The sequence below is a fragment of the Paracoccus xiamenensis genome (assembly GCF_011308835.1).
GTDB lineage: Bacteria > Pseudomonadota > Alphaproteobacteria > Rhodobacterales > Rhodobacteraceae > Paracoccus > Paracoccus xiamenensis.
This window is the reverse complement of record NZ_JAAOHY010000008.1, coordinates 85,284-107,041: the sequence shown is the minus strand read 5'-3', so window position 1 is coordinate 107,041 and position 21,758 is coordinate 85,284. Positions and strand designations below refer to the sequence as shown.

At 62.2% G+C, this 21,758-nt stretch carries 19 protein-coding genes; 2 read left to right on the top strand and 17 right to left on the bottom strand.

Annotated elements, in window-relative coordinates:
• Window positions 1–104: 104 nt before the first annotated feature.
• A complete protein-coding gene (locus G7044_RS15210; protein WP_166330382.1) occupies window positions 105–1,079 on the top strand; it encodes a LysR substrate-binding domain-containing protein in 975 nt (324 codons plus the stop codon).
• Between the two features lie 3 nt (window positions 1,080–1,082).
• Complete coding sequence (locus G7044_RS15205; RefSeq protein WP_166330380.1) at window positions 1,083–2,579, top strand: fumarate hydratase; 1,497 nt, start codon at window positions 1,083–1,085, stop codon at window positions 2,577–2,579.
• Window positions 2,580–2,634: 55 nt separating this feature from the next.
• Here G7044_RS15205 and G7044_RS15200 read toward each other — a convergent pair whose 3' ends face one another.
• From G7044_RS15200 to G7044_RS15120, 17 genes are all read right to left on the bottom strand, one after another.
• Window positions 2,635–3,639 (bottom strand): TRAP transporter substrate-binding protein, encoded by a 1,005-nt coding sequence (locus tag G7044_RS15200; RefSeq protein WP_166330378.1) that lies wholly within the window; start codon window positions 3,637–3,639, stop codon window positions 2,635–2,637.
• 176 nt (window positions 3,640–3,815) lie between these two features.
• Window positions 3,816–4,943: an N-acetylglucosamine-6-phosphate deacetylase gene (gene nagA, locus G7044_RS15195; RefSeq protein ID WP_235931340.1), complete on the bottom strand. Its 1,128-nt coding sequence runs from the start codon at window positions 4,941–4,943 to the stop codon at window positions 3,816–3,818.
• A 50-nt stretch (window positions 4,944–4,993) separates the two neighbouring features.
• Window positions 4,994–5,794, bottom strand: a complete 801-nt coding sequence (nagB, locus tag G7044_RS15190) for a glucosamine-6-phosphate deaminase (RefSeq protein ID WP_166330375.1) — start codon at window positions 5,792–5,794, stop codon at window positions 4,994–4,996.
• Window positions 5,795–5,902: 108 nt separating this feature from the next.
• Window positions 5,903–7,420 carry a xylulokinase gene (locus G7044_RS15185; protein WP_166330373.1) on the bottom strand — a complete coding sequence of 506 codons (1,518 nt, stop codon included), beginning with the start codon at window positions 7,418–7,420 and terminating at the stop codon, window positions 5,903–5,905.
• 27 nt (window positions 7,421–7,447) lie between these two features.
• On the bottom strand, window positions 7,448–8,539 hold the full coding sequence (locus G7044_RS15180; RefSeq protein WP_166330371.1) for an ABC transporter ATP-binding protein: 1,092 nt from the start codon (window positions 8,537–8,539) through the stop codon (window positions 7,448–7,450).
• Between the two features lie 12 nt (window positions 8,540–8,551).
• Window positions 8,552–9,361 carry a carbohydrate ABC transporter permease gene (locus G7044_RS15175; RefSeq protein ID WP_207630323.1) on the bottom strand — a complete coding sequence of 270 codons (810 nt, stop codon included), beginning with the start codon at window positions 9,359–9,361 and terminating at the stop codon, window positions 8,552–8,554.
• A 17-nt stretch (window positions 9,362–9,378) separates the two neighbouring features.
• Complete coding sequence (locus G7044_RS15170; RefSeq protein WP_166330369.1) at window positions 9,379–10,251, bottom strand: carbohydrate ABC transporter permease; 873 nt, start codon at window positions 10,249–10,251, stop codon at window positions 9,379–9,381.
• 10 nt (window positions 10,252–10,261) lie between these two features.
• Window positions 10,262–11,542 (bottom strand): ABC transporter substrate-binding protein, encoded by a 1,281-nt coding sequence (locus G7044_RS15165; RefSeq protein ID WP_166330367.1) that lies wholly within the window; start codon window positions 11,540–11,542, stop codon window positions 10,262–10,264.
• 50 nt (window positions 11,543–11,592) lie between these two features.
• Entirely contained in the window at window positions 11,593–12,327 is a 735-nt protein-coding gene (locus tag G7044_RS15160; protein WP_166330365.1) for an SIS domain-containing protein, read from the bottom strand.
• Window positions 12,324–13,049, bottom strand: a complete 726-nt coding sequence (locus G7044_RS15155) for a GntR family transcriptional regulator (RefSeq protein WP_166330363.1) — start codon at window positions 13,047–13,049, stop codon at window positions 12,324–12,326. The genes G7044_RS15160 and G7044_RS15155 overlap by 4 nt, the downstream gene beginning before the upstream one ends.
• A gap of 212 nt (window positions 13,050–13,261) precedes the next feature.
• Window positions 13,262–13,870, bottom strand: a complete 609-nt coding sequence (locus G7044_RS15150; protein WP_166330361.1) for a biliverdin-producing heme oxygenase — start codon at window positions 13,868–13,870, stop codon at window positions 13,262–13,264.
• 84 nt (window positions 13,871–13,954) lie between these two features.
• Window positions 13,955–16,654 (bottom strand): TonB-dependent receptor, encoded by a 2,700-nt coding sequence (locus G7044_RS15145; RefSeq protein WP_166330359.1) that lies wholly within the window; start codon window positions 16,652–16,654, stop codon window positions 13,955–13,957.
• 132 nt (window positions 16,655–16,786) lie between these two features.
• Window positions 16,787–17,740: a FecR family protein gene (locus G7044_RS18075; protein ID WP_166330358.1), complete on the bottom strand. Its 954-nt coding sequence runs from the start codon at window positions 17,738–17,740 to the stop codon at window positions 16,787–16,789.
• A 70-nt stretch (window positions 17,741–17,810) separates the two neighbouring features.
• Complete coding sequence (locus G7044_RS15135; RefSeq protein WP_166330356.1) at window positions 17,811–18,341, bottom strand: RNA polymerase sigma factor; 531 nt, start codon at window positions 18,339–18,341, stop codon at window positions 17,811–17,813.
• A gap of 226 nt (window positions 18,342–18,567) precedes the next feature.
• On the bottom strand, window positions 18,568–19,011 hold the full coding sequence (locus G7044_RS15130; protein ID WP_166330354.1) for an SRPBCC family protein: 444 nt from the start codon (window positions 19,009–19,011) through the stop codon (window positions 18,568–18,570).
• Window positions 19,012–19,263: 252 nt separating this feature from the next.
• Window positions 19,264–20,982 carry an FAD-dependent oxidoreductase gene (locus G7044_RS15125; protein ID WP_166330353.1) on the bottom strand — a complete coding sequence of 573 codons (1,719 nt, stop codon included), beginning with the start codon at window positions 20,980–20,982 and terminating at the stop codon, window positions 19,264–19,266.
• Window positions 20,975–21,754 carry an SDR family NAD(P)-dependent oxidoreductase gene (locus G7044_RS15120; RefSeq protein ID WP_166330351.1) on the bottom strand — a complete coding sequence of 260 codons (780 nt, stop codon included), beginning with the start codon at window positions 21,752–21,754 and terminating at the stop codon, window positions 20,975–20,977. The genes G7044_RS15125 and G7044_RS15120 overlap by 8 nt, the downstream gene beginning before the upstream one ends.
• Window positions 21,755–21,758 lie beyond the last annotated feature (4 nt).

The following is a 21,758-nucleotide window of genomic DNA, read 5'->3' as shown; positions in this document are numbered from 1 at the left end:
TCCCCTCCTGCATCAATATGCAGGCAGATTGACCGCCATTTCGGAATACATCAAATATATGTTATGGATGATCTCTATAACGCATCAGTATGGCGTCGGAACACATGATCGACCTCAGGCAGCTTCGCTATTTCGTGGCCATCGTTGAACAGGGCTCTATCACCCGCGCGGCGGGCGTTCTGAATGTCGCGCAGCCCGCATTGTCGCTGCATATCCGCAACATGGAAGCGCATCTGGGGACAGAGCTTTTGTTTCGCACCCCGCGCGGCGTCGAACCGACCGAGGCGGGCACGACCCTGCTGCACCATGCCCGCGTGATCCTCGATCAGATTGTCGTCGCCGAGGAGGAGATCCGCGGCAATCTGAAAGACCCCAGCGGCGATGTCCGGATCGGCCTGCCCGGCACCATCGCCCAGATCCTTGCCGTACCGCTGATTACCGCCACGCATCAGCGCTATCCGAAGATCCGCCTGCGCATTGCCGAAGCGATGAGCGGCTTTGTTCTGGAATGGCTGCACGATGCCCGCATCGATCTGGCGGTTCTGTACGGCGCCGCCGATGAACAGGGCGTGACGACCGAACCCGTGCTGGAGGAGGCATTACAATTCTTCGGGCCTGCGCAACCCACGCCTTATGAGATGCTGCCGGAACCCGGCGGAGCCATCAATTTCGCGGATGCGATTGCGGCCCCGCTGATCCTTCCAGCCGAGGGCCACGGATTGCGCGACCTTCTGGCCCAGGCGGCGAATGGCCGTGCATTGAACGCCGTGATCGACGTCGATTCCTATGCCAATATCAAGGCGCTCGTCTGCGAAGGAATGGGCTTTTCCATCCTGCCGCAGAACGCCATCGCCGCCGAGGCGCAACAGGGCAAGTTGCGCGCCTGGGACATGGTCCCCGCGCTGCGCCGTCAGGTCTTTCTTGCCCATTCCTCCGAACGCCCGATGACCAATGCTGTGTCCCTGATCCGAAACCTCGCCAACGAAATCCTGCGCGATCTGGCGCGGAATGGATCATGGACCGGCGCGGTCGCAATCAACGAAGACACACCCGAAACATCGCCAATCCGCAAAGGATAAGCCATGCCCGCCATCACCGAAGACCACGTCACCGACAGCGTTGCCGACGCGTTGCAGTTCATTTCCTATTATCATCCGGCCGACTTCATCCGTGCCATGGCAAACGCCTGGCGGACCGAGCAAAGCGCTGCGGCCCGCGATGCCATGGCGCAGATCCTTGTCAATTCGCGCATGGCAGCACTTGGGCGGCGGCCCATCTGTCAGGATACCGGCGTCGTCAACGTCACCGCCCGGATCGGCGTTCAGGCGCAGCTGGACTGGCGCCGCCCCCTGCAGGACATCGTGGACGACGCCGTGCGCCGCGCTTACCGCAATTCCGACAACCCGCTGCGCGCTTCGGTGGTGGCCGATCCCTTCGGTCGGCGCGGCAATACCGGCGACAATGCGCCAGCGATGCTGCATGTCGAGATGGTGGCCGGCGACAAGGTGGATTTCGATGTCTCGGCCAAGGGCGGCGGGTCCGAGAACAAGACCAGGTTCGCGGTCCTGAACCCTTCGGCCTCGGTCGCGGATTGGGTGGTCGAGACGGTCGAGAAGATGGGTGCAGGCTGGTGCCCGCCCGGTATTCTGGGCATCGGCATCGGCGGCAGCGTGGACAAGGCGATGGTGATGGCCAAGCAGGCGCTGAATGAACCGATCGACGCCACCGGCCTGCGCGCCCGCGGCCCGCAGACGCCCGAGGAAGCGCTGCGGCTGGAAATCATCGACCGCGTCAATGCGCTTGGCATCGGCGCGCAGGGGCTGGGCGGGCAGACGACAGTGCTGGATGTGAAGCTGCGCAGCTTCCCGACGCATGCGGCCTCGCTTCCGGTGGCATTGGTGCCGAACTGCGCGGCAACGCGGCATGTGCATTTCTCGCTGGATGGCGGCGGCCCTGCCCGCCTGGAAGCGCCCGACCTCTCCGATTGGCCAGAGCTTGATTTCGGCGATGCGTGGAAAGATGCCCGCCGCGTCGATCTCGACAGCCTTACCCGCGACCAGATTGCAAGCTGGCAACCGGGGGAAACCTTGCTGCTGTCCGGGCACCTGCTGACCGGTCGCGACGCTGCCCATCGCCGGATCGAACAGATGCTGGCTGCGGGCGAAGAACTGCCCGTCAGCTTTCGCGACCGCGCGATCTATTATGTCGGCCCGGTCGATCCGGTCGGCGATGAAATCGTCGGGCCGGCCGGGCCAACCACGTCGACGCGGATGGACCGCTACAGCGACATGATGCTGGAAAGGCTGGGCGTCGCGGTGATGATGGGCAAGGCCGAACGCGGCCCGGCCACAGTTGAGGCCATCGCCCGCAACAAGGCGGCCTACCTGATCGCCGTGGGCGGTGCCGCCTATCTGGTCTCAAAGGCCATCCGCGAGGCGCGTGTTCTGGCCTTTGAGGATCTGGGCATGGAGGCGATTCACGAATTCACGCTGAAGGACATGCCGGTGACGGTCGCGGTCGACGCACGTGGCAGCTCCGTTCACGAGTCCGGCCCCCGCATGTGGCGGATGCCGGCCTGAACGCAGGAACGACATTGCAAGAGGTGGCTACCGCCGCCTCTTGCGCGAGATTTACCTAGTTGGCCGCGATGGCGTCATAGGCCTGTTGAATCAGATCGGCGCCGATCCGGTCAGCCATTTCGTCGTGCACGGGGCGCAGGACCTCTGCCCATTGGGCACGCTCTTCGTCGGTCAGATCGTGAAATTCGGTCGTGCCCGCCGCCCGCATCGCCTCCAGCGCGGCCTTGTTTTCCTCCTCGGCGATAGAGTTTGCATATTCCGTTGCCTCGGCCATCGCCTGATCCAACTGCCCGCGCACGTCTTCGGGCAGGCCGTCCCAGAAGTCCTTGTTCACGATGACGGCATAGCCAATATAGCCGTGGTTGGACACGGTTCCGTATTTCTGTACCTCGTTCACACGCTGGGTATAGGTGTTCGACGGGGTGTTTTCAGTGCCGTCCACAACGCCGGTTTGCAGCCCCTGATAGACCTCGGAAAAGGCCATGACCTGCGGCACAGCACCCAATGCGTTCATCTGTTCCTCAAGGATCTTCGAGGACTGGATGCGCATCTTCAGGCCCAGAAAATCGTCGGGCACGACGACGGGCGAGTTCGCCGTCATGATCTTGAAGCCATTATCCCAATAGGCCAGCCCAATGATGCCCTTGTCCTGCAGCATTGCGAAAAGCGACTGACCTACCTCGCCTTCGGTTATCTTGCGCAGCTCGTCGCGGTTCTGGAACAGCATGGGCAGGTCGAACAATTCGAACTGCGGCACACCAAGGGGCCCGAACTTCGCCAGCGACGGCGCCAGCATCTGGACCGAGCCGAGCTGCAGCGCCTCCAGTTCTTCCTTGTCCTTGTACAGCTGGCTGTTCGGATAAACTTCGACCTTTACCTTGCCTTCGGTATATTGCTCGGCCAGTTCCTTGAACTTGTCAGCGCCTTTGCCCTTCGGCGTGTCCGGCGCAACGACATGGCTGAACTTGATGGTGATGTCCTGCGCGAATGCCGGCAGCCCCGCCCCGATGGCCAGCACCGACACCGCCGCAAGTGAAAGCAGATTGCGTCTGTTGAACATTTCTTTTCCTCCCTGACCGCCTGCAACGCGGCAAAACCCATCAGGCAGGATCGCATTGCGCGGCGCCATATGGCGAATATATAGATTCTATTCCCGCCATATGATTGCGATATGTACGGTCTCCCGGCCGAATTCCGAACCGACTGGCCTGAAGCCCCGCAGCAGCAGCGCAATGTTCAGGTTGCCGTGGCTTTCCCGGCGACCCAGACAGATTTCGCCCGAATATCCACTGAAACCGCAACGAAATCCGCCCGCGCGCCGGGATGCAGATGCCCCAGATCTGATGCGCCCACCGCCTGCGCCGGATAGATACTGGCAAGCCGGACGGCCTCGTCCAGCGGCAAGCCAAGCTGCTTGTGGACATAACGGACAGCGTCGATCAGCGCGATATCGGCACCGGCAAGCGTGCCGTCAGCCAAGGTCAAACGACCATCCCGGCGATAGATCTGACGTCCGTTCAGCGTAAAGCCCGGCAGCTCCGTTCCGACCGTCGACATCGCGTCCGAGACAAGGAACATCCGCGCCGGCCCCGCTTTTGCGCGCAGCGCGATCCGCAGCGCCGCGTCATCGACATGGTAACCGTCGGCGATCAGGCCACACCAGATACGCCCATCATCCAAAGCCGCGCCGACAAGGCCTGGCTGGCGATGGCCAAGCTGGCTCATGGCGTTGAAAAGGTGGGTGACCATGCTCGCGCCTGCGTCGAAGCCGGCTTGCGCGGCATTATGCGCGCAATCGCTGTGGCCAAGGCTGACAACCGCGCCCGCATTGGACAGCGCGGCAATCTGATCCGGCGTCACCGATTCCGGGGCCACCGTGCAAATCAGATGCGCAAGCCTGCGCGCCGCCTGCGTCAGCACCGAAAGATCGCCATCCGTCATCGCGCGGACCAAGGCCGGATCATGCGTTCCCTTTCGCGACAGTGCCAAATGCGGGCCTTCCAGATGCAGGCCCAGAAGGCCCGGAGTACCGGCCGAGACTTCTGCCGCCGCAATCGCGGCCGAGGTCACATCTGGCCGATCCGTGATCAGCGTTGCCATGATCGAGGTGGTCCCCTGCGACCGGTGTGCCGCGCATATCGTGGCGATGCCTTCGGGCGTCGGATCGTTGTTCAGCAGAACCCCGCCGCCCCCATTGACCTGCAGATCGACCAGACCCGGAATGATCCAGCCATCCAGCTGCTGCCCTTCGGGTGCATCGGCAGAAGGCCTTATGGCATGCACGCGCCCCTCCTGCACAAGCAGGGCGGCATCATTATGCCAGCTCGAACCATCGAAGATACGTTCAGCGTGAAAACTCGTCATCGTCATGTTCTGTCTCGTTCTGGGTATGACCTGGCTCGGCAGTGTCAATTCTAGGCTGCTGGTTGGAACGGGGTGATGACCGCGTCACCGCCACCGGGATGAACCAGCTCATAATATTCGCGCAGTTTCAGGCGGCTTGCGGCAGCCTGATCCAGAACGACCGTGACCTTGTCGTGCAGCTGAAGCGCGGAAGCCGGGCAGCTTGCCGATACTGGCCCTTCGATCATCGCCGCGGCGGCCTCGGCCTTGCCCTCGCCAAAGCCCAGCAAGACGATCTCCTCTGCGCGCAGGATGGTGCCGATCCCCATCGTGATCGCAAGGCGCGGCACATCGTCGGGATCGTCGAAGAAGCGAGCATTCGCCGCGCGGGTCGACCGGGTCAGGGTCTTGATGCGCGTCAGTGACGACAGGCTGGAGCTGGGTTCGTTAAAGCCGATATGGCCATTGGCGCCCAGTCCCAGCAATTGCAGCCCGATATCGCCGGAACGCGCGATGGCGCGCTCATACGCGGCAGCTTCGGCCTCGGGATCAGCCGCGTCGCCGCGCGGCAGGCATGTTGCGCCAGCGCCGAAATCGACATGATCGAACAGCCGATCTTCCATGTATCGCCAATAGGAACAGGGATGATCGGGCGGGAGGCCGATATATTCATCAAGGTTGAATGAACGCGCACGGTCGAAGCTGACATGTCCGCCGCGATAGGCCTTGATGAGGCGCGCATAGACAGCCTCCATCGTGCCGCCCGTCGCCAGTCCAAGCACGGTGTCCGGCTGCAGATCCAACCGCTTGACCAGGATGTCGGCAACGCATCGAACGGCGCGCTCGGGAGTTTGGTGGATCAAAACCTTCATTGATCTGCCTTTCGTCCTAGATTGATAATTGGGGTCGTCAGAATGATTTCTGCCAACCGCAGCCGGATGACCCCAGCGAAAGGGCATGTGCCCGGTTTTCCTTCGCTTTCACGGCCCTGCCCGGTTCGGCGCACTGCGCCCCAGCAACTGGTCGCGGGCCGCGCAATAGCGCCGGTATCCTTGCTGATATTGCCGCTGGCCCAACTCGCGCGGCTCATATGTCGCCGCGATCTGGTCCACCGCTGCCGAGGCGGCACGCACATTCGCGAAGTGGCCGGTTGCCGTTGCGGCCAGCAGCGCGGCACCGCGTGCGCCGAACTCGGACCCCTGCGGCACGCGCACCTCGACCTGCAGCACATCCGCGATCATCTGCGCCCAGAATCCGCTTTGACTGCCGCCACCGGTCAGGCGCAGGCTTTTCGCTTTGATCGGCAACATGTCCAGCAGGTCACGCATGGCATAGGCGACCCCTTCAAAGACGGCCCGGAACATGTCGGCACGGGTGTGACCCGGCGAGAGATTGGCAAATTGCGCCCGCGCCTCGGTGGAGACGACCGGGGCGATGATGCCGCTTTCGCTGAGATAGGGCAGATAGACCACTCCATTAGCGCCAACGGGCGATTTCCAGGCCAGTTCGGTCACCACGTCGAAGCGCGCCGGATCACCCGCCAGATCAGACGCCAGGATCGAGATCGCCCAATCCAGATTCAATGTGCCTGCCACGTTGACCATGGCCCGGAACCAGCGACCCTCTGGCAGTGAAAACAGCAGCCCGATATCGGCCGGCGCAAAAAGGGGACGATCGACACAGGTTCCCAGCATGCAGGTCGTGCCCAGAACGGCGGTTACTTCGCCCGTCCTCATGCCGCCTGCCCCGATCACCATGGCGGGCACGTCGCCTGCGCCAATGGCGACCGGCAGGCCCTCTGGCAGCCCGGTTTCCGCCGCTGCCTGCGCCGTCAGCCCGGCTGCGAGGCTTTCCGATTCCGCGACATGGGGCAGCAGGCCACGACGCCCGGTCAGCCCGAACAGGGCGATCATTTCGTCGCTGCGCCCGCGCGCCGCCGCGTCACCGGGTGCCACCGACGCCTCGGTCCGGTCGGTGGCGGCATCACCGGTCAGGCGCATGCGCAGGTAATCCTTGTAGCCGAAGACATGGCGCGCACGGTCCAGCAAATCCGGCTCGTTCCGATCCAGCCATGCCAGCACCGGCAGCGTGCAGCCTTGCTGAAGGACCGAGCCGGAACTGCGATAGATCCGCGACATCAGCTCGGGTTCGTCGCGGGACATTTCTGTCAGGATGGACTGGCTGCGGTTATCTTCCCAGTTGATGCCGGGTCGAAGCGCGCGACCGTCGCCGTCCACCACCCATGCGCCGACCATCGCGGCCGACAGTCCCAGCCCCTTGATCTGATCGGCAGCGACACCGCTGGCCTCAACCGCCTCGCGCAGAACCTCGCAGACGGCGGTCCAGCACTGGTCGGGATCGGCCTCGACCCAGCCCGGCTGCGGACGCGACAGGGGCGTGCGCCGCCGGGCCTCGGACAGCTGGCGGCCGTCCAGATCGAAGACCGCCGCCTTGCAAAGCGACGAGCCGGCATCAAGGCCGATGAAATAGCTGGTCATCCTGCTGCCTCCTGACGTTGCCCCGTGTCAGAGCCGGCGGCCATCGGCATCAAACAGAAAGGCGCGCCCGGACAACACCTCGGCGGTGACCGCGCCGCCGGGGGCAAGCGTGGCCTGATCCTTGACCTCGACCACCACCGGCTCCTCGGCATCGGGGCCGGCATGGGCATAGGATACGCTGCCCAGATTTTCGACCGCATCCGCAATCAGCGTGACCGCAGGCCCGCGTCCCTGACCCGGCGCACCGAAATGTTCGGGGCGCAGGCCCAGCGTGACCGTGGCTCCAATGTCGACCATGCCGCCGCGCGGTTTGACCTCGAGGTTCTTCAGCCCAAGGCGCGGCACTGTCACCAGCGCGCCGCCGTCCGCGCTGCGGCCCGTCACCTGAGCCTGCAGGAAGTTGATCTTGGGCGAGCCGATGAAGCCCGCAACAAATGCGTTGTCAGGATCCGCATACAGATCCATCGGCGCGCCGACCTGTTCAATCCGGCCATCGCGCAGGACAACGATCTTGTCGGCCAGCGTCATCGCCTCGACCTGATCATGGGTGACATAGATCATCGTCGCGCCAAGCCGCTGATGCAGGGCCGAAATCTCCATCCGCATCTTTACCCGCAGCTCTGCGTCAAGGTTGGACAGCGGTTCGTCGAACAGGAAGATTTTCGGGTTGCGCACGATGGCCCGGCCGATAGCGACCCGCTGACGCTGCCCGCCGGACAGCTGGCGCGGCTTGCGCGGCAGATAGTCCGAAAGGTGCAGCGTCTCGGCGACCTGCGCCACGGTCTGCTTGCGCTCGGCCTTCGACATGCCGGACATTTCCAGACCGAAGGCCATGTTCTCCTCAACCGTCATATGCGGGTACAGCGCATAAGTCTGGAACACCATGGCGATGCCCCGCTCGGCCGGATCGACGCGCGTCACGTCACGGGCGTCGATGTTGATGCTGCCGCCGCTTGCGTCTTCAAGCCCCGCAATGGTGCGCAGCAGCGTGGATTTTCCGCAGCCGGAGGGTCCGACGAAGACGACGAACTCGCCACTATCCACGTTCAGGTTGATGCCATGCAGAACCTGATGCCCGCTATAGTCCTTGTCGAGCGAGGTGATGTGAAGGTTGGACATGTTTTCGTTTCCTTACTTGACGGCGCCTTCGGTCAGACCGCCGACAAACCAGCGACCGACAAGCGAGAAGAGGATGATGACCGGCAGGACGGCAAAGCTTGCGCCGGCAAGCAGCATGCCCCAGTCGATCTGATACTGCCCGATGATCCCCGAAAACCCGACCGGCACCGTGCGCTTGGCATCCGACACGATCAGGACCGAGGTGAAGACATATTCGGTCCATGACAGGATGAAGGCGAAGATCCCGACCGAGGCGATGCCCGGCGTGATCAACGGGATCATTACCCGGCGCAGGATGACCAGCGTGCTGGCCCCGTCCATGACGGCGGCTTCCTCGATTTCCTTCGGCAGTCCGGCGAAGAAAGACCGCAGCATCCAGATGGAAAAGGGTAGCGCGAAGGTGACGTTGATGATGACCAGCCCGGTCAGCGTATCGACCAGCCCCAGTTTGACGAACATGCCGAACAGCGGGATCAGCACGACGATGCTGGGGAAAGCATAAGCCAGCAGGATGGTGCGATACATCACCTCGCGCCCCGGAAAATGCATGCGGAAGAAGGCATAGGCCGCCGGCACCGCCAGCATCAGCGTAATGATCGCCGAGATGGTCGAGACGATCAGGCTGTTCAGCATATAGGTCGGATAGGCTGAACTGCTGAGCAGTTTCTGGAAATGCTGCAAGGTGAAGGAATGCGGCACCATGGTCGGCGAGCGCGAGATGATTTCCTGCGGTTCCTTGAAGGAACTGGACACAACCCACCAGAAAGGCAGCAGGATCAACAGGCACAGGAAGGCCAGCGACAGCGCCAGCAGGATGTTCATTTGCCACGATCTGCGCATCACTGGGCCTCTGTCTTGCTGATATAGCGGGTGGCCAGCAGCGCGAAGCCCATCAGGAACACCGTCGCCAGCACCGAGATCGTCGCCGCCTCGCTGAGGTTGTAAGACTTGAACGCCGTTTCATAGATCAGCACCGGCAAGGTGCGCGTGCCGCCTGCGGGGCCGCCAGAGGTCAGCAGCCAGATGATGTCGAAGACGTTAAATGACAGGAGCGTCCCGATCACCAGCAGCACCCCCATCGTCGGCGCCAGCAGCGGCCAGGTGATGCGAATGAACCGCCGCCAGCTGTTTGCCCCGTCAAGGCGCGCTGCCTCGTAAAGATCGGACGGGATACGGGTCAGGCCCGCCAGCATCATCAGCGCGATGAAAGGAAACCAGCGCCACGAATTGATGAAGATCAGCGTGGCCATCGCCGTTGTCGGCGTGTTGAAAAAGCCGATCGGGCGTTCGATCACGCCCAGCTGCATCAGCAGCGGGTTGATCATCCCGCCGGAGGACGAGAACAGCCACCGCCAGATGATGACCGTCACCACCGTGGGCACGATCCAGGTCAGGATGACCCAGGTCCGCGCGATGCGGACACCGGGAAAGTTCTGTTGCAAGGCAAGTGCGGTGATCAATGCCAGAATCGTCTGCACAACGGCATTGGCAAGAACCCAGACGATGCTGATCCCCCCTGCCCGCCAGAAGGTCGCGTCCGACAGGACCTCGGCATAATTGTCAAAGCCGATCAACTCGCCGCCCGTACCAATGGCACGGATGTTCTGAAGGCTAAGCACGACCGCCGAGATCAGAGGCCATCCCAGAATAGCTGCAAGAAGCAGCAGCGCCGGCGCCACGAAGGCGATGGCCAAAGGTGTTGAACCCCGCATTGCCCTGCCCTCAGTCTGCTGCGGCTTCGACCATCAGGGCCTGCCCGGCGGCGACGGCATCCGCCGGCGTGTTGCCGCGCACGACGATATCCTGAAGGGTTTCAGCAATCAGGTTCTGGGCCGAGATCGCGGCGATGGACGGGAAGGTGCGCCCGCTGGTAAAGCCGAAAAGCTGACCGTTCTGCGAATTCGCGATGATCTGTTCGATCTGCTCGCGGTATTTCGCGGTCAGCGGCTCGGTCCAGAAGCTTTCTGCTTCGGCGCCGGTCGCCGTCAGCGGCATGAACAGGCCCGGTTCCATGTTCAGGAAACGGCCGTAGTTTTCCGGCTCCAGCAGGAATGCAAGGAAGTCCTGCGCGGCAGCACGTTCTGCCTCGTCCTCGGACAGGATCAGCCCGGCATTGGCATAAGCGATGGTGTTGCTTTCGTCATCCGCCGACGCGGCCGGGATCGGTGCGACGCCCAGATCGGCCGGATCGCCCGCGCCTTGCGTGTCATAGCCGGTGATGACCGAAAATTGCAGGATCATTCCGCAGCTTTCGGAAATGAAGCAGGCCTCGGCCTCCCCCCAGGTCCAGGAGGTGCTGTCGGGCGGCGAGAGTTTCTGCAGATTGGTATAAGTGGTATAGCTTTCGACGGTCTCGGGATTGTCAAAGCGCAGAGAGCCATCGGCGTTGTAGATCTCGGTCGCGCCGCCATTCACCATGAAACTGTAAACCGTCTGGTCGGTGTAAAGCTGCTTGTTGGCAGGCAAGCCCAACCCATAGACGCCATCTTTCGACAGGGTTTCCGCCGCAGATTGCAGTTCGGCCCATGTCTTCGGGACCTCGATCCCGGCTTCAGCAAGGTCGCCTTTGCGATACCACAGGTTCATCGCCATATTGTAAAGCGGGACCGCCCAGACCCCGTCTTGATAGCTGTAAGCCTCGACCGCGCTGTCAATGAAGTCGTGCTTGGCGTCCTGTTCAGCCACAAATTCTTGAACCGAGGGGATGTCCCGCACCTGCTTCAGGATCGGCACGAAATCCGGCGTCACGAACATGATGTCGGGCCCGACGCCTGCCGCCAGCGCCGCCGGCGCCTTGGCATAGATCTCGCCCCAGTTCTGCGGTGCCTGGGTGACGGTAACGCCGTCATGGCCGGCATTGAACGCGTCGATCAGTTCCTGCAGGCGCGCAACGCGGTGCGGCGGCTGCTCCATATGCCAAAGCGTCAGCTCAACACCTTCGGCTGCTGCCGTCAGGGGCATAATCAGCGCCAGCGCGGTGCATGCGGTCTTCAAGGTCGTCATGTCATTCCTCCCATTGGTCCGTTACGGCCGCCTCTCCCGGGCGGGACGTGTCAAAGATGTGGATTTCGCGCCCGGTACTTGCTGACCAGACGGGCATTGTGTTCGCTTGCGCCGGGCATGTTGGCGCTGCGATAGATGGGCGCATCCCCATCCTGCGCCAGTGCGGCCGAGACTTCGGCGAAGATCGCATTCAGGATCACGGCACCGATCACGGTCGAGACCGGTGCGACCTTCAGCTCTGATCCGGGCACCGACAGAACGGCGTCACCGGGCGGGGAACCGTTGTCCAGAACGATGTCCGCGATGTCGGCAATCCGCGTGCGCCCGTCCGCCGCAGCGGCGGCGGCCGTCGAATAGGCGATAGAGGTCAAGGCGATAACCACGGCACCCGCAGCCTTGCCAAAACGCGCAGCCTCGACCGGGGCGGCATTGATGCCAGAGTTGGAAACGACGATCATCACGTCGTTCGACCCGATGCCATAGCGTTCCAGAATCGGCGCGGCGATGCCGGTCGTGCGTTCGTAAACTGTCCCGGCAACCGCGCCTTCATGTACCATGATCGGGCCGGCAAGCACCGGCACGGTCACGGCCAACCCACCGGCGCGATAATGGACCTCTTCCGCCATGACATGCGAATGGCCGGTGCCAAAGACATAGACCCGCCCGTCATTCCGCGCAGCTTCGACGATGGCCTGAACGGCACGCGCCGACGCCTCGCTGGTGGTTTGCCGCGCCGCGCTCAGCCGTTGCGCAATCTGGTCGAAATATTCATCGGTAAGGGTCATGGCTTCGGTTCCGGATTGAGATTAAGTTCGGCTTTGATTTCAAACAGATCCGCGCGATAGGATGAGCGGACGAATTCGAAGGCATTCCCGTTTCCGTCGCGGGTCAGTCGGCGAATATTAAGGATTGGGTCGCCCACCGAGATCTTCAGAAGCGTGGCCGTCTTGCGATCGGCCAGCGTCGCTTTCAGGCTCTGCTCTGCCTTGGTGGGAACGATTCCGTAGGCGTCGCGGATATGCCGGTAAAGCGAGGTCTGCGCAAAGTCGATCTGGTCGATCAGGCCGGGCATCATTGCGGCGTTCAGAAACGTCGTCTCCAGCGCGACGGGTTCGGCATCCGCCAAGCGCACGCGAACCAGCCGGTGAACCTGCGCCGCTTCAGCCAGACCCAGCGCCGCGCGCACCTCTTCATCGGCCGCCTCGGTTTCGCTGAGCACGACAAGACTGGAACTGGTCCGCCCCTGGCTTTCGATTTCCTCGGTAAAGCTGGTCAGGCTGGTCAGGCGCTGCTGAATCTGCGCGCGCCGGACATAATGGCCGCTGCCACCGCGCGCTTCGACGACACCTTTCGCGACCAACTCCTGGATCGCGCGCCGCGCGGTCATCCGGCTGACACCCGTCGCCTCGGCAAGATCACGTTCAGACTTCAGCCGCTCACCCTCTCGGATCTGGCCGGAACTGATCCGGGCCTCAAGGTCGGCTGCGATGGTCAAATACTGTGGCACGTTTTGCCCTACCCAGTTGGTATATACCACTTGATAGGTTTAAATATACCAACAGTCAACCGATTCTCCTGACGGCTCTCCGCTGCCAGGATCGTGATGCGACTGGTAGCGGCGCCGATGGAACGGCGCGCGCTGCATAGAGCCTCGCCGACCCGTGCCCCCCACCCGTCCCGCAGCTTCGCGTTCTGAACGAGGGGTAAACGGGCGGCGCGTCACCCCGGCAGGTGGGTGCCGATCAAGACCCGCACATGGGCGAACGCGTTGCGTGCCCCGTCAATGGTGCTGCGCTCCTCATCCGTCGATTGTTTCACGGCATTGAGTGCCGTCGTGAAGCCACGCCAATGGGCTGCACGCCCGACGGGCGGCGCGGCAAGATGGGCAGCCCCGGCGTCACCCGTCATTTCATGCGCCAGCACCGCTTTTGCAAGGAAGGCCGCGCCAAGGTTGGATCCTTCGCTGACGTAAAGCCAGCCGAGCGCCTCGGGGATGGAAATCCCGGACAGGTCCAAGCTGTTCGCGTAGCTTTCTGGCAGATCGATCTCCAGATAGGCGGCGTCGCTCTCGACCGCTGCAAGACGGCTGCGCTGCGGCAGATCGGGAATGATCTGCTGCAGATCCGCGCGACGATACAGCGGCTCCAAATCCAGCATCAACTGGTGCTGGAACCGCACAAAACACATGTAGTTCTGCGGGCTATCCAGTGCGCCACTTTCCATAATGGCATCATCCACACCCTTGTGCGCGGTGCGTGTCTCTTGGCGAAGCATCGCCGAACGATCAAGGGCCGCCTGCGGCGGCGCCAGGGGCGTTATCTGGGTCATTGCGGTATTTCCAGCTCAGGAAGAAGGTTCAATCTCTGCTGAGGTCTCCGGCGCCAGATCATAAATCCAGCGCCGGAGCCTATATCAGAACTTCATGGTCAGCGCGGCGCGGAAGGTCCGGCCCGGCGCCGGCATGTAGCTCTGCGCCAGCGGGTCGAGATAGTAGCGATCCGTGATGTTGGACACCGATGCATTGAACACCGCGCTGTCGCGCAACTCATAGCTCATGAACGCATCAAAGATCGCGACGGGCTGGTACTTCAACTGGTCGGTGGTCCGCGCCGTGTTCCAGGGTTCGTCAAGAGTTTCCGTCGGTCCGGAAGTATAGCTCATCCGGCCACCAAGGGTCAGTCTTTCATCCCGCAGGCGCGTCCCCACCGTCAGGTTTACTGCGGTTTTCGGCGGGTTTTGCGTGTTCGTGTAGGAACCCATGAAGCTGCCGGCGGTGCAGTTCGGGGTGTCCGCGGTCTGCTGCCAGCTGGATGCCGTGTCGCGAAGATGCTGTGCATAGTCCGCATCACAGGTTTCGATGGCCAGATAATGCGTCACCGACAGATCCGCGAAGAAACGGCCGTTATCGAGCTTTGACTGCAGCTCCAGCCCTCGGGTCGAGAAGCTGTCGGCATTGGTCATCAGCATTCGCCCGAAGTTAAGTTCGTCGAAGTAGCGCGTGATGTAGTTCTCGATCTCGGTGTCGAAATAGGCCAGCTTGAAGGCGCCGCCAACGCTGGTTCCGAACAGGTTGTCTTTTGCCGCGCTGGCGCCAACCTCGAAGGTTTTTGACCGCTCCGGTTTCAACCCATCGGTCGGCGTGTTTTGCAGCGTGCCCATCGTCGTATCGAACAGTGACGGAATACGGATCGCTTCCTTGTAGGTCGCGTAAACGAAGGTGTCGGGCGCGAAGTTGTATTTGACGCCAATCGACGGGGCCAAGCCGCTGCTGCGATTGCTCATCTTTTCGCCGGTCGAAGTGACCACACCCATCCGCTCGACCGCCGTCTCGTTGCGGTCCTGCGTGCGGCCTTTGCTGTATTGCAGCCCGCCCCAGAGCGACAGCCGGTCATTCGGACGATATTCCAGCCGGCCGCTGACATTCGCCTCCCAACGATAGGCGTCGCGCATGATGTTCATCTTCGCGCGGTCGTCATCCGTGATTACGACCCAATCCTTCGGCTCGAGATTCTCGTGCTGGAATGCTGCGCCCAGATCCAGCGTGAACTCGCCCGCCGCCGTCGCAAATTCCGAACGGTTAATGACATCCAGTCCAATGCGCGTATTGCGGTAAGGTGCCCAGTCATACTGACCGTCGAAGTTCAACGAAGCCGGGCCTTTCACAAGGCTGATCTGATCGCTTTTGCTGTCTGTCACCCACAGCTTTGCCGAAAGGTTGATCAGGTCGTTCCCGGCCGGATCGTATTCATAGCGCAGCGTGGCAGAGTTCATCTCTACCGAGCTGAGCGGATATTGCATGATCCCTGCCGTGCCCAAACGGTAGATCGTCGACGGCATGACATCGCCATATTGTCCATCGAAATAGCGATAGCTCAGTTCGATCTTATGGCCCGGCGCCGGTTGATAGTTGCCCTTCAGCAGAACGGATTCCGTCTCGGAGGACGAGTTGAGGACCTCTTCACCTTCCTCGAAAACCCGGGCGACAGAGTTTTCCTCGTAGGGGTCGCCTTTATAGTCGATGGTGAATCTGCGGTACTTGTCACGACCTTCGGTGCCTGCGACATAGTTGCCCTGCTCGCGCCGCGAGTAAGCCCCGACAAAGTCCCAGTTGTCACCAGCAAATGCCGCGGCAATGCTGCCCGATTTGCTGTCCGAGTTGAGGATATTGCCGCGATCGCTGCCAGGCATCGCATGTAGCTCGCGATTACTTTTGACTTGGCGTTCGCCACGGTAGGGCGGTGCGATACCGTTGTTCTGCAGTTCGCCCCGCAGCCGGAGGCCCCATTTCTTTCCGGGTTGCAGGATATCTTCGGCGCGCAAGGTGGTCATATTGACGCTGCCGCCAATCGCGCCCGCAGTGCCGGGATCAATCGTCGTGCCCTTGTTGATCGTGACTTCGCTGATCATGTCCGGATCGATATAGCTGCGAATCTGGGTTCCGGCGTAACCACGATAGACGTTCAGCGATTGCTGCGAGCCGTCGACGGTCACAGCGACCCGGCCCTGCCCCTGCACACCGCGGATGTTCACATCTACGCCGCCGCCGTTGCGACCGTCACCAACCTGAACGCCCGGTTGTCCGCGAAGGATGTCCGTCGCCGAGGACCGCCCGACGCGATCAAGCTGTTCCTGCGAAATATAGACCGATGAACGCGGCGCCTCATATACGGCAGCCGCTCCTGCTTGCGCCGACAGAGTGATCGGCTCCAGCAAGATCGCATCAGCTGAGACCGCCCCGGGCACGACCGACCGGGACGAGGTCGCGCGGATCGTCACGATGCCGTCAAGCAGCGAATACCCAAGCCCAGTGCCTGCCAGCAGCCGCCGAATGGCCGCTTCGGGACTGAATGTTCCGCTGACTCCGCCCGTCGTTTTGCCGGATGCAATGCCTGGTACATAGCTGATCTGCAGACCGGTCTGCTGACCCAGACGTTCAAGCGCGGCGGGCAGCGGACCGGCTGGAATATCCACGGTCAAGGCTTGACTTGTCTGGGCGTACGCGGCCGTGGCGATCATCGAGACACCCGTCAAGCATGTCGTCGCCGCCATCGTGGCAATTGCGATCTTCCGTCCCATCAGGGAATCAATACGTAGTCGTCCGGTTAGGCTCATGCCCTCCTCGGCTCCTTCATTCATTCATTTTCAGATCTGGCTACAACGGATTCGCTGACGGCTATGTCCATTAAGACGAAGCCGGTCGGTCGATTTTCTGCCCTCAGGCAAAATTTCTTAGTTTTTTAGTTTTCAGCGGCGCGAGATGATCAGCGCCCAGGGCGACAGGCGGCGCAAATTGCCACCGTAAGGCGCGATCACCGCTTTCAGGGCGGATTCTGGTTGATCGAGGTTATAGACCCCGCTGACCCGCCGACTTCCTAATGCGGGGTCAGCGATCACGACATGCGCCCGCTGCCAGCGTGCAATGCGGTCGACCACCGCCGCCACCGTTTCATTCTCGACCAGAAGGGTGCCATGGCGCCAGGACGCGACCAAGCTGGTATCGCGCTTGCCGCGGTTGATTTCCCCGGTCCCTTCTTCAACGGAAATCCAGTCGCCTGCCATCAGGCGCTGCGGATCATTCATGTCGCGGGACACAGCCTCAACCACGCCGTGATCCACGGCGAGGGATACGATGCCGGCATCCATGCTCAGATCAAAAGATGTCCCAAGGACGCTGATCGAAACCGGACCAGCGGATACCCTGAAAGGCTTTGCAGCATCGGGCGCCACATCGAAATATGCCATGCCCTTCAGCAGCTCGACCTGCCTGCTGGTATCGCCGAACTTGGTGCGGATCGCACTGTCAGGGCCAAGCGTGACAGTGCTGCCATCCGCAAGCCGCAGATTTTGCATCTCGCCGCTGGCTGTCAGGTGGTCGGCCCTGGCGCGCAACAGAAGCGGCGGCAGGGCAATGGCTGCGGAAGCTGCGGCAAGTGTAGCTGCGGCACCGCCCAGAAAAACGGATCGGCGCGACAATCGCCGCTTTTCGACAGGCTGTGGATGACGCGCGCGCACGATCTGGCGCGACATGAAGTCGATACCGGCGGCCCTGCTCCAAACCCGCTGATGGGCGGGTCCCAGTGCCCGCCACTTGTCGGCACGGTCGTGCAGAACCTGGTTTCCGGGATCGCCACGCAGATGCATCAGCAGGTCGAATGCCTCGTGATACAGCTGATCCTCGTCTGTCATTTCACTGGTCACGAAACCCATGCTCCGACATCGCAATCCGAAATCCTGCGCCGGCGGTCGTTGGCTGATTTCGGACGCATGTTCATTTCTCTGCCCCGCTTGATGGCATGAGCGCATCGGCATCGTCCAGAGCTTCGCGCAGCGCCTTGTAGGCACGCTGGACCAGCGTCCAGGTCCGCGAGACCGACAGACCGATCGCTTCTGCTGTCTGACTCATGGTCATGCCCTCAAGCTGGTAAAGCTCAAAGGCGCGCCGGGTCGTCACCGGCAAATCCAGAAGCGCCTTTTCGATGGTCCGCATCCGCTGGCGATAAAGCAAGTTCGCATCCTGCCCCGGGCTTGGGTCGGCGATTGCCTCGACCACTTCCGACGGGCTGTCGACAATATGGGCGTATTGCGCGCTGCGGCGACTGTCGATGGACAGGTTTCTGGCGATCTGATGCAGATATGCGCCGGGATTGACCAGATCCGCCTTAACTTCGGCCTTGATCAAGCGCAGAAACACATCCTGTGTGAGATCGGCAGCCTCATCGACGCCGTGACCGCGCCGGATGAATCCGCGCTTGATTTCGTCGGAATAGCGCCGAAACAAGTTTTTGAGGTTCCAGCTCATCGAACACCGAGACAGCGCAATCTTCCCGAGTTGGTGGAACTGATTCTGCCTGCCCGAAATTCTGGGCGGTGGCCTAACCGATGCCTACCCGCTTGTCGAGACACCCATCATTCGCTGCGGAATGAAAAGAACGGCGTGAAATTCCAAGCACGCTTGTTGGCGATGTCGTGCAACGGTCAACTCGCCGCCGCGGCGCACATGGTCATCCCCCTGTTCTAGCGGGCCGTCACTGAGTGATTTCCGGCTCGACCAGTTTCGCCAGCTTGCGCAGGCTCTCCTGCCAGCCGAGATAGCAGCCCTCCAGCGGGATCAGATCAGGGATGCCCGCCTGTTCAATCGACATTTCCGTGCCGACCGAAACCGCCTTCAGCGTGACGGTTACCTTCATCTCGCCGGGCAGATTGGGGTCATCGAAGCGGTCGGTGTAGACGAGCCGCTCGCCCGGGATGAGTTCCAGATACTCGCCGCCGAAAGCGTGGCTTTGGCCGGTCGTGAAGTTCCGAAATGACATCCGGTGTTTTCCGCCTAACCTGGCGTCCAATTCGTGGACGGTGCAGAGAAAACCAAAGGGCGGAAGCCAGCTGGCGATGGCATCGGCTTCGACGAAGGCACGGTAAACCTTTTCAGGTCTGGTCGCGATGACGCGATGCAGTCGGACGGTGTTGGGCATATCTGCGTTCCTTGCGTTACGGTTCCTGTTGGCTACCCATCGGCAGCGGATCCGAGCAGCGTTCTTCGGTTGTCCTCAAGCCGCTCTATCCTGAAGACGAACCTGCCGCGCAGTTTCCGACATCGCACGCAGAATTTTTCAGGAAGCCGTTTCAGATCATGCGGGGCGCAGGCACAATTCTGCGCCCAACCCAGCGGGTTGGGCCGCAACACGGCATCAAACACCTGGCGCTAAGCAGCCGAACTGGACCGCTCAACCGGGACTGATCGCCGCCTCAGACGCGGCCTTACCGACGATATAACCGAATGTCAGCGCGGGGCCAAGGGTGATGCCCGCCCCCGGATATGCCCCCGCCATGATCGAGTTTATGTCGTTCCCGCAGGCATATAGCCCCGCGATCACGCTGCCGTCGCCGCGTCTGACACGCCCGTTCGCATCAATGTCCAACCCCATCGAAGTGCCGATATCGCCGGGATAAATCTCGATCGCGTAAAGGCGCCCCTCCAAAGGCCGCAGGCATGGATTTGGCTTGTTCTCGGCATCGCCGAGATAGGTCTGATAGCTGGTCGCCCCCTTGCCGAAGGCCTTGTCAGAACCCGCCTGCGCATCGGTGTTGAAGCTGGCAACCGTTTGGGCAAAAGCAGTTGCATCAATCCCGCAAGACGCCGCCAACGCCTCTGGCGTCTGCCCCTGCTTGAGGTATCCGCTGGCCAGATGCTTGCGGTAGGCACCCGGAAAGGCGGGCACGGCACCAAGGCCATAGCGGCGCAGCGCCCGATGATCGGCAACCAGCCAGGCTGATTTGCGCCCCTCGGCCTGCATCTTGGCGATCAGCCCCTGGACGAAATCGTGATAGCTGACAGCCTCGTTCACGAAGCGCTTTCCGTCATGGCCGACGGCGATCACGCCGGGCTTGGCGCGGTCAAGGAACAGGTGCGGGAATGGCCGCACCCCGCCATCCGCCTGCGGCAGAAGCGACACCGGCGCCCAGAAAGCGGCATTGGAATTGGTCGGGACGAAAGCCGCGCCAACCGCTTCGGCGGCGGCGATACCGCCCCCGGTATTCGGGCCCGGCGTCATCGAATAATGTGGCAATCCCTGCTGGACATGCGGGAAGACCTCCGCGCGCCGGTCGGCATTCTGCGCAAACCCGCCGCTTGCCAGCACCACGCCATGACGCGACTGAACCCGTTTGCTGCCATCCGGCGTCTGCAGCTTCGCGCCCGTGACACGCCCGTCGTCGTCTGCTTCCAGTGACAGCAGTTCGTGCCGCAACAGCAGCGGGATCTTCATGTCGAAAACCGTCTGCGCCAACCGCCCGGCGACGGCCGCACCAAGCACCAGCCGGCCAGAGCGGCCAAGCGTGGCCCGGTCCCAACCGTAACGCAAGATGGACCGCGCAGCGAAGATGGCGGACTTCGCCGATCGGGTCATGCGCAGGAAGTGGTAGATATCCGGCCTGCTCAGCTGCATCCCGCCAAGGATGGTAAATTCCGGGATCGGCGGCCGCAGATCGGCAAGATCGTCCCCAAGCCCGCGACCGTCATAATCCAGCGCGTCCAGCACCCGGCCACCTTCAGCCGCGCCATCTTCCTCTGGGTGATAGTCAGGCGAAAACGCGCGATGCGTGAACTGCAACGCGGTGTTTTCATGCAGGAAGCTGATCGCCTCCGGCCCCTCGTTCAGGAAGGCGTCGACAAGATCGCCTCGAAAGCGGTTCCCGGATTCATGGGCGATATATCGGCGGGCGGCGGCGGGGTCGTCCTTCATCCCGGCGGCAAGCATCATCGGGTTGGCCGGTATCCAGATCGCGCCACCCGACACCGCGGTCGAGCCGCCGAAATATTCGGACTTCTCGACGATCACGGGCCTGAGCCCTCGTTTCGCGGCGGTGATCGCAGCGGTCATGCCCGCAGCGCCCGAGCCGACGACCAGCAGGTCACAGCTTTCCGGCAGGGTCGTCTCACGCATTGATGGGTTCCTGACGGGGATATCGGCCCATGGCCCAACCACCATCAACGGCAAGGATCTGGCCGGTGATGAAGCTGGCCTCGTCCGAGGCAAGAAAGCGCACCACCTTCGCCACATCTTCGGCGGTGCCGGGACGGCGCAAGGGCGCCTGTTCGATCATGACCTGACGGCGCCACACCTCCGTGCGGATGCGTTCGGCGGTCAGGGGGGTCTCGATCAGTCCGGGTGCCACCGCGTTGATGCGGATGCCGGAGGGGCCGAAATCATTGGCCATCTGCCGCGTCATCCCGATCACCGCCGCCTTCGAGGTCGAATAGCCGGCGCTGTTCTGCGCGCCGATCTGCCCGAAGATCGAAGCCGTGTTCACGATTGCGCCGCCGCCGGCCTTCGCCATCAGCCCGGCGGCCCATCGCGAAAGACGGAACACGGACAACACGTTGATGTCGAAATAGCGTTGCAGATCCTCATCGCTGGTTTCCAGCGCATGGGCACCGCGTGCGACGCCGGCATTGTTGATCAGGATATCCGGGTGCCCGCCATCCAGCGCCGCATCCAGCATGTCCGTCAGGCCCGGATCGGTGACATCGCCGGTGACGGCGACCACATCCGGGCGGGTGGCGGTCAGCTGGGCCAGCCCCTCTGCCTGCATATCGACCGCCACGACCTTCGCACCTGCGTCGCGCAGCGCATCCGTAATGGCAAGGCCGATCCCCTGCGCGGCCCCGGTGACAACAGCCGAGCGGCCGCGCAGATCGCAAATCTGTCCAGTCATCACG